The sequence below is a fragment of the Luedemannella helvata genome, assembly GCF_039528415.1.
GTDB lineage: Bacteria > Actinomycetota > Actinomycetes > Mycobacteriales > Micromonosporaceae > Luedemannella > Luedemannella helvata.
In genome coordinates this window covers 199102-205577 of record NZ_BAAALS010000008.1, presented here as the reverse complement: position 1 = coordinate 205577, position 6476 = coordinate 199102, and the positions used below count along the sequence as shown (strand labels likewise).

Here is a 6476-nt window from a genome sequence, read left to right as displayed (position 1 = left end):
CCACCGCCCCATTTTCGCGCCTCCAGGGCGCCCGGCCACGGGCCCGATGATTTGGACGATTCCGCGCCTCATAACCGTGCCGAATTTGGCGCGGAACCACCCAAACATCGGCTGGAGAAGCGGGACGGGGCGGGTGGGGAGGGGGCGGTGGGTCAGGTGGCGAGTTGGTAGGCGAGGGCCGCGGTCGCGGCCAGGGCGATCGCGGCCAGGTACGTGAGGACCAGGCGGGTGTCGCGGAGCACGCACTTCGAGCGGGTCAGGCCGGCGCGGCGGGCCCGCCAGTAACCGACGAAGCCGAGCACCGCGAAGCCCAGCACGGCGATGGGGCCGAGGAGCCAGGCGAGCAGCGCGACGGTCGCGTACACGCACAGGCGCAGCGGGTCGTACGGGGGCGTACTCATGACACCACCAACGGCAGCGGGCGGCGCGCGGCGGCCGACCACCCGAGGCGCTGCGCCGACAGCGCCGGCCAGGCCTGCACGGCGCAGAACGGCGCGCACTGGTGGGCGTCGGCGGCGCCCACGGTGGCGACGTGGACGCAGCACTGCGTCAGCCGCTCCTCGATCATCGTGGCCATGTCCATGAACGGCTTCACGGTGATCCGTTTGACCCGCTCGCCGAGCAGCTTGCGCAGCCGGGCCTGCCCGCCGGGCAGGGCCGAGGACGCCAGCGTCATCAGCGTCGAGATGCCGAGGTCGCAGTTCTCGCAGATGTCGCGCCAGAGGTCGCCGACGCGCGGGTGCGACAGCGACGACTGCTCCGACAGGAGTCCGAGCAGCGACTCCTTGACGGCGACCTTCATGGCGGCCGGCAGTTCGACGTCGGCGATGCGGTTGGCGACCGCGTCGGGGGCAAGGTCGAGGAACTCCAGCAGCTTGTCGTGGCCGATCAGCGTGGTCATGGACCGCCAGGTGCCCGAGTCGTCGCGCAGCAGGTACCCGACGGAGCAGCAGTGCGGGTGCGAGCACGGCAGCGCGGTGAGGTCGCGCCACGTGACCTGGCCGTCGGTCTGCGGGCCGAGGCGGGCGAGTACGCCGGTGTGGGTGAGCCGGTCTGACCAGTCGAGGTCGGCGGAGCGGCCGGAGCCGAACTGCGGCTGCAACGACACCCCGCCGACGTAGGGGGTGTCCAGGGCCCGCCGCACGACGGCGCCGATCTCGTCGTCGTTGACGCCCAGCGCGGCCGTCATGGTGAGCGTCGTGAAGACGCCGCGCGCGGACAGCCGGTCGATCGCCTGTTCCTTGAGGGCCCGCAGGTCGCCGCCGCGATGGTGGCGGGAGGCGCGCTCGGACACCCCGTCGTACTGCAGGTAGATCTCGACGCGGTCGCGGTGCGACGCGATGAGGTCGAGCAACGCGTCGTCGCGCGCGATCTTCACGCCGTTGGTGTTGATGAGGACCCGCACGACGTTGCGGCTGCTCACCTCGGCCAGCAGCTCCCGCAGGTGCGGGTAGAGCGTGGGCTCGCCGCCGGAGAGCATGAGTACGTCGATGCGCCCGTTCTCCCGCGACAGCCGCGTGTCCAGCGAGGCGAGCACGTCGGCGAGCGGGGCGACGCCGGTCAGCTCGGGCGACGAGTCCGTGAAACAGGTGGGGCAGCGCAGGTTGCATTCGGCCGTGACGTCGGCCAGCAGGATGCAGGTGTGCTGGGTCTGCATCTCGGGCAGCCCGGCCAGGTAGGCCGACGGGACCGGTTCGAAGTTGCCGCGCACATCCGGAATGTGCGTCTTGGTCGGCGCGGTCCACCGCTCCAGGTAGCGCAGGATCTCCGGCGACTCGTCGTAGAGGGTGCGCACCAGGCCGTGCGTGCGGCAGCCGCGCTCCAACCAGATCCGGCCGTCGCGCTCGACGAGCCAGCCGGACAGCCGCGCCACGTCAGCGAGCGGGCGGTCCGGGTCGTCGGCGTGGCAGTGCGGGCAGAAGGCGACCACGTAGCGGTGCAGCCGGTCGCCGCGCAGCGGCATGCCAGTGGTCATCTCGCCCTCCTCAGTAACTGCTGATCGCCTGTACGCACAGCCCGAAGCCCACGACGGGCACGACGAGGACGCCGACCGCCCAGCCGATGAGCAGGCCCAGGCCGAGCCCGCGCGAGACCCGTTCGCCGGCCAGCAGCACGATGCCGGCCACCAGGCAGCCGAGGAAGACGACGACCTGGGCGATGAGCATGACGATGACGGCGGTGCCGACGGCGTCGCCGCCCGGCGTGGAGGCCGCGAGCACCGGGATGGCGGGGACGATCGTCAGCAGGTGCCCGAGCATGGCCAGCCCGATGCCGGCGAACACCCAGCCCGGCGTGATGGGCGGCTTGGGCGGCCGGCCCGGCCCGGTGGGGTTCGACGGCGGGTAGTAGACGCTCACGAGGCTGCCTCCGTGGCGGGTGCGGGCTGGCGGTCGGTGCGCCGCCACGCGTCACGGTAGACGCCCCGCCGCGCCTGGCGGGTCAGGTGCCAGGCGAGCAGGGGCGCGCAGGCCAGCAGGAACAGCTGCGGCCGGGTCAGTCCGGCGAACACGACCTCGTTGCCCCGCACGAACTCCACCGCGAACCGGAAGGCCGCGTACCCGGCCAGGTACAGCTTGAACAGCTCCCCCGGCGCGGCCAGCCGGTCGCGCAGCCGCCACAACAGGCAAAAGATCAAAAGCTGAAAGGCGATCTCGTACGCGAAGGAGGGGTGCATCGGCACGCCCGCCACGGCGGCGGCCCCGTACGCGGGGCGCAGCGCCTCCACCTGGGCGGGCGAGAGGGTGATGCCCCACGGCAGGCTGGTCGGGGTGCCGGGCAGCTCGGTCAGCAGGCAGCCGACGCGGCCGACGGCCATGCCCAGCGCCACGGCCGGCGCGAACAGGTCGCCCGTGGGGGTGCGGTAACCGGTGAGCCGCTTGGCCACGAGCGCACCGGCGTACGCCCCGACGAGTCCGGACAGGATGCTGCGGTTGCCGTAGAGCCAGTGCTCCACGAGGGAGGCGTTGTCGCGCAGGTCGAAATGCTGCGCCCACGTGCCCAGCCGGGCGAGCAGCGCCCCGCCGACCAGCGCGCCGGCCACCACGATCCAGACCCGTTCGTCGGAGACCCGGCGTCGGCGCGCTTCCAGCAGGAAGACCACGGCGGCCACCATCACGCCCAGCCCGACGAAGACGTCGTGGGTGTTGACGGGCAGCGGACCGAGGTGGCCGAGGGTGGGAACCATGGCGTCCTAGATGGTGGCGAGGACGCCGAAGCAGATGCCGCCACCGCAGAGCACCCCGATGGCCGCGCCGATGAGCACACCGGTGCCGAAGGCGCGGGTCCGTTGGGGGATCACGAGCGCGACGCCGAGCACCAGCAGGACCACGGTCACGGCGGTGGCGGTGACGGCGTACGCGAGCACGGTGTAGCCGCTGTCGCTGGACCGCAGCTCGGTCAGCGCGACGACGAGCGCGAGGACGTAGCCGAGCAGTGACAGGCCGATGCCGCCCAGCCGGGCGCGCAGGCCGCCGCCCGCTGGCGGTTCCGGCTCGGGGGTGGGCTGCCCGCTGTCGGGCTGCGGTTGCGTCACGTGAAGCAGGGTACGGCACAGCCCTTGAGCGGATGCTCAAGAATCTGACCCGCACCCTCTTGAGCGAGCGCTCAAACGTGCCTTACGCTGGCGGTTGAGCGACTGCTCAAAAATTCGGGGAGGTCTGATGGATACGGAAGAGCCGGGCGCGCGGGGGTCGTACGTCCTCGTGGGGCTGGTGATCACGCTGGCCGTGGTCGCGTTCGTCCTAGCGGTGTCGACCGGCCGGGTCGACACCGCGATACTGTTCGTCGGCCTGCCCACCCTGCTCGCCCTCGCGGTGGCGATGAGCCCGTCGCGGGGCAGCCCGCACCTCATGACGTTCAAGGGCATCACGATCGCCCTGCTCATGGCTGCGGTGTTCCTGCATGAGGGGGCCATCTGCGTGCTGCTCGCCGCCCCGCTCGTCTACGCGGTCGGGCACGCCATCACCGCGATCGTCACCTTCACCCGCCGTCGGTTGCACCTGGCGGTCGTCCCGCTCGCCCTGCTGCTCGGCGCGGAGGGCGTGGTGCCCTCGTGGCGGATGGACCCGCACCACGAGGTCAGCGCCACGCACGTCGTCGCCGCCGCGCCGGGCGACATCGCGGCGCGCGTCGCGGCCGGCCCGCGGCTCGACGCGGCACCCCGGCCGTGGCTGCTCACCGGCATGCCGGTGCCCCGGCACGTCGGGGGCGCCGGCATCGACCCGGGCGACCAGTGGGTGTTCCACTTCCACGGCGACGCCCACGGCCCCGGCGGCGTGCTCGTCACCGAGGTCGCGGAACGCACCCCGGACAGCGTCCGGTTCCGGGTGGTGAGCGACAGCAGCATCACGGCACGCTGGCTGCACTGGCAGGAAGGGACGCTGCGCTGGCACGCCGTCGAGGGCGGCACCGAGGTGACCCTCCGCCTCGCGTTCACCCGCCGGCTGGATCCGTCCTGGTACTTCGGGCCGCTCGACGAGCTGTTCACCGACGCCGCGGCGGGTTACCTGCTCGACGCCCTCGGCCTGCCGGACCGGTCGTGACCGCCCTCACGGTCGCGCGCTACCTCGCGCTGCTGGTGCCCGTCGCCGCCGTGCTCGCGGCCGCGTGGCACACCCGTCCCGATCGGCGCCGACGAGGGGCGGCGCTGATCGGGACGGTCGCGGCGGGCGTCGGCATCCTCGCGCTCAACATGGTCGCCGGCGCGGCGGGCTGGTGGCGCTTCGCCGCAGTGACCGGTTCGGCACTCGGCACGCCCGCCGACCTGTGGCTCGGTTGGGCGCTGCTCTGGGGCGCGCTGCCGGCCCTGGTGCGCGTGCCCGTGCCGCTGACCCTCGCGGCGCTGGGCTTTCTGGACCTGCTGATCATGCCGCGGCTCACAGCGCTGGTCACGCTCGGCGAGCGGTGGCTCGTCGGCGAGGCGATCGGGCTGGCGGCCGTGGCGCTGCCGGCGATCCTGCTGGGCCGTTGGGTCGCCGATGAGCGACGGCTGCCCGCGCGGGCCACGCTCCAGCTGGTCACCTTCGCCGGGCTGACCCTGTGGCTCATTCCCGCCGTGGCGATCGACCTGGGCGACGGCTCGTGGTCGCACCTGGCCGGCCTGCCGCGCTGGGGCGTGTCGCTGGTCGTCCAGGCGGTCGCGCTGGTGGCGCTGCCCGGGGTGCTGGCCGTGCGGGAGTTCGTCGAGCGGGGTGGCGGCACGCCGTACCCGTGGGACCCGCCCCGGACGCTCGTCACCACCGGCCCGTACGCGTACGTGGCCAACCCCATGCAGCTGTCCGGGGTCGGCCTGCTGCTCGTGGCGGCGGCCGTCACCCACAGCGCGACGCTGGTCGCCGCCGCCGCGTCGACCGCGCTGTTCGCGGCGTTCATCGCGGGGCCGCACGAGCACCGCGACCTCACCCGCCGGCACGGGGCGGCCTGGGCGGGGTACCGCGCGCACGTGCGGACCTGGTGGCCGCGCTGGCGCCCGTACGTCGAGGAGCCGGCGCGGCTGCACCTGTCGGTCACGTGCGACATGTGCGACGCCACGGCGGGCGCGGTGGGCGCGCTCGGGCCACGGGGCCTGACGATCCACCCGGCCGAGGAGTACCCGCGCCCGCTGCGCCGGGCCCGCTACGAGGCGCCGGACGGGTACGCCGCGGACGGGGTCGCGGCCGTGGCGCGCGGGCTGGAACACGTCCACCTCGGCTGGGCGGCGGTGGGCTGGGCGCTGCGGGTGCCGGTGCTCGACCGGCTGGCCACGCTGATCGCGGACGGCGTGGGCGCCGGGCCGCGCGACCTGCCGGCTGTGAGAGGGTCTGGCCCATGAGCGACACGCGGCAGAAGCTGATCGACGGCGCGCTGGAGACCGTGCGCAGTCACGGCATCGCGGGCGTGTCCGCGCGCACGGTCGCGGCCGCCGCCGGGGTCAACCAGGCCCTCGTGTTCTACCACTTCGGCAGCATGGACGACCTGCTCAGCGAAGCGTGCCAGGTGGCGACGGCCGCGGCCGTGGACCGCTACCGGACGGCGTTCGCCGCCGTGGGCTCGCTGCGCGAGCTGCTCGACGTGGGCCGCTCCGTGCACGAGCAGGAACGCGCGCAGGGCAACGTCGCCGTCCTCGCCCAACTGCTCGCGGGCGCGCAGACGGACGAGAAACTCGCCACCGCCACCGGTCGCGCGCTGTCGCTGTGGGTGGCCGAGGTGGAGGCCGTGCTGCGCCGCCTGCTCAAGGACTCGGCGCTGGCCGACGTCGCCGACCCCGGGGGTCTGGCCCACGCCGTGTCAGCCGCGTTCGTGGGGCTGGAACTCTTCGAGGGCGTCGATCCGGCGGGCGCGGCCGCGGCGCTCACCGCGCTGGAGCGGCTCGGCGTCGTCATGGAGGCCGTGGACGATCTCGGCCCGGTAGCGCGACGGGCGGTGCGCGCTCGCCTGCGCCGCCGCCGCTGAGCGCGCGGGTCGCGCCCGGTCCCATGTCGTGGCGGCCCGCGCCGCTA

The 6476-nt window shown here is 73.7% G+C and carries 8 protein-coding genes; 3 read left to right on the top strand and 5 right to left on the bottom strand.

Translation table 11 applies throughout. The annotated features are described in order from the left end of the window. Positions 1-152 precede the first annotated feature (152 nt). From ABD191_RS10920 to ABD191_RS10900, 5 genes are read right to left on the bottom strand one after another with little or no spacing between them, the layout of a single operon-like run. A complete protein-coding gene (locus ABD191_RS10920; RefSeq protein WP_344079591.1) occupies positions 153-401 on the bottom strand; it encodes a hypothetical protein in 249 nt (82 codons plus the stop codon). Further along, on the bottom strand, positions 398-1975 hold the full coding sequence (locus tag ABD191_RS10915) for a radical SAM protein (protein ID WP_344079590.1): 1578 nt from the start codon (positions 1973-1975) through the stop codon (positions 398-400). Before ABD191_RS10915 ends, ABD191_RS10920 begins: the two co-directional genes overlap by 4 nt. Positions 1976-1985: 10 nt before the next feature. After that, the gene (locus tag ABD191_RS10910; RefSeq protein ID WP_344079584.1) at positions 1986-2357 is read right to left on the bottom strand and encodes a hypothetical protein; all 372 of its coding nucleotides are present in this window, start codon (positions 2355-2357) and stop codon (positions 1986-1988) included. Continuing rightward, on the bottom strand, positions 2354-3184 hold the full coding sequence (locus tag ABD191_RS10905) for a prolipoprotein diacylglyceryl transferase (protein WP_344079582.1): 831 nt from the start codon (positions 3182-3184) through the stop codon (positions 2354-2356). The genes ABD191_RS10910 and ABD191_RS10905 overlap by 4 nt, the downstream gene beginning before the upstream one ends. 6 nt (positions 3185-3190) lie before the next feature. Next, positions 3191-3532, bottom strand: coding sequence for a hypothetical protein (locus ABD191_RS10900; RefSeq protein ID WP_344079580.1), 342 nt, complete (start codon positions 3530-3532; stop codon positions 3191-3193). A gap of 127 nt (positions 3533-3659) precedes the next feature. Here ABD191_RS10900 and ABD191_RS10895 point away from each other — a divergent pair, with 127 nt between their 5' ends. The 3 genes from ABD191_RS10895 to ABD191_RS10885 are packed head-to-tail and all read left to right on the top strand — an operon-like array spanning position 3660 to position 6429. Then, the gene (locus tag ABD191_RS10895) at positions 3660-4541 is read left to right on the top strand and encodes a hypothetical protein (protein WP_344079578.1); all 882 of its coding nucleotides are present in this window, start codon (positions 3660-3662) and stop codon (positions 4539-4541) included. Then, positions 4538-5809: a methyltransferase family protein gene (locus ABD191_RS10890; protein ID WP_344079576.1), complete on the top strand. Its 1272-nt coding sequence runs from the start codon at positions 4538-4540 to the stop codon at positions 5807-5809. The genes ABD191_RS10895 and ABD191_RS10890 overlap by 4 nt, the downstream gene beginning before the upstream one ends. Further along, complete coding sequence (locus ABD191_RS10885; protein WP_344079574.1) at positions 5806-6429, top strand: TetR/AcrR family transcriptional regulator; 624 nt, start codon at positions 5806-5808, stop codon at positions 6427-6429. Before ABD191_RS10890 ends, ABD191_RS10885 begins: the two co-directional genes overlap by 4 nt. Positions 6430-6476 lie beyond the last annotated feature (47 nt).

Bases quoted from the DNA above. Each gene is read 5' to 3' on its own strand.
- ABD191_RS10905 (WP_344079582.1), bottom strand. From the start codon at position 3,184: ATGGTTCCCACCCTCGGCCACCTCGGTCCGCTGCCCGTCAACACCCAC.
- ABD191_RS10915 (WP_344079590.1), bottom strand. From the start codon at position 1,975: ATGACCACTGGCATGCCGCTGCGCGGCGACCGGCTGCACCGCTACGTG.
- ABD191_RS10885 (WP_344079574.1), top strand. From the start codon at position 5,806: ATGAGCGACACGCGGCAGAAGCTGATCGACGGCGCGCTGGAGACCGTG.
- ABD191_RS10895 (WP_344079578.1), top strand. From the start codon at position 3,660: ATGGATACGGAAGAGCCGGGCGCGCGGGGGTCGTACGTCCTCGTGGGG.
- ABD191_RS10920 (WP_344079591.1), bottom strand. From the start codon at position 401: ATGAGTACGCCCCCGTACGACCCGCTGCGCCTGTGCGTGTACGCGACC.